General features: G+C 69.9%; 1 protein-coding gene. It reads left to right on the forward strand.

Going from position 1 to position 1,321, the window contains the following annotated elements; translation table 11 throughout:
* Nucleotides 1–41: 41 nt before the first annotated feature.
* Nucleotides 42–1,321 (forward strand): MFS transporter (locus AB0O00_RS39875; protein WP_363659560.1); only part of this gene is annotated, 1,280 nt, incomplete at its 3' end.

Consider the following 1,321-nt stretch of genomic DNA (forward strand, 5'->3'; position numbering starts at 1 on the left):
GCGGTGGCCGGCGCGGTCGCCGAACTCGCGAGGAGCGCCCGATGACCCAGACCTCGACCGCGCCGGACACCACGGTCGCACCGCACCAAAGCCTCTGGCACAACGGCGACTTCCTGCGGTTCTGGGCGGGCGAGACGCTCTCCCTGCTCGGCACCCAGGTGACCAACCTCGCGCTCCCCCTGACCGCCATCGGCGCGTTCGGCGCGACCGACGAACAGGTCGGTCTGCTGCGCTTCCTGCAACTGGTCCCCTACCTCGGGCTCGCCCTGGTGATCGGCGTCTGGGCGGACCGGCACCGTCGGCGGCCGGTCATGCTCGGCGCCAACCTGGTCAGGCTGGTCCTGCTCGGCCTGATACCGGTGCTGTACTGGTGCCACGTGCTCAACCTGCCCGTGCTGATGGTGATCGCCTGCACGGTCGGCATCGCATCGGTCGTGTTCGACGTGAGCTGGATGTCGTATGTGCCGGTACTGGTGAAGAGTCCCGAGCACTACGTCGAGGCCAGCGCCAGAATGAGCACCAGCTCCTCCGCCGCCGACATCGCCGGGCCCGGGCTGGGGGGCATCCTGGTGTCGGCGGTCGGCGCGCCGGTGGCCCTGCTCGCCAACGCCTTCTCCTACGCGGTGTCCGTCGTCTCGCTGCTGCTGATCCGCACGACCGAGCCGCGCCCCGAACCGGTCGCCGAGCGGCACCTGTGGCGCGAACTCAAGGACGGCATGGGCTGGGTGATGCGCGACGGCGTGCTGCGGTCCCTCGCGCTGATCGGATTCTGCTGCAACTTCTCGATGATCGCCGTGTGGACGATGTTCCTGCTCTACGGCAACCACGACCTCCGCCTCGGTTCGGAGACGATCGGTGCGGTCTTCGCGACCGCCTCCGTCGGCGGCCTTATCGGCGCGCTGATCTCGCGGAAGGTCATCGCCCGGTTCCCGCTCGGCAAGGTCTACCTGGTCGCCCAGTCCGCCCTGCTGCTCGGCCCCTCGCTCATCCCCGCCGCCACCGGGCCGCGACCGGTGATGATCGGGATGTTCGTCCTGTCCTTCTTCACCACCTACCTGGGCCTCGGCGTGGCCGGTGTCGTCATCGTCAGTCTCCGCCAGGCCGCGACGCCGCAATCGATGATGGGCAGGATGACCGCTGCGTTCCGAACACTGCTGTTCGGCGGAGGCTCCCTGGGCGGCCTCTCCGCCGGCCTGCTCACCGGCCAACTCGGCGCCCGTGGGGCCCTGACCGTGGCCGCCGCCGGCTCCGCCGTCGTCGTCATCGGCCTGGTGCTCTCCCCGGTCAGCCGCCTCAAGACCCTGCCGTCCGCCTCGAAACA

It is taken from the genome of Kitasatospora sp. NPDC093558 (assembly GCF_040683475.1).
In the GTDB taxonomy this organism is placed as follows: Bacteria; Actinomycetota; Actinomycetes; order Streptomycetales; family Streptomycetaceae; genus Kitasatospora.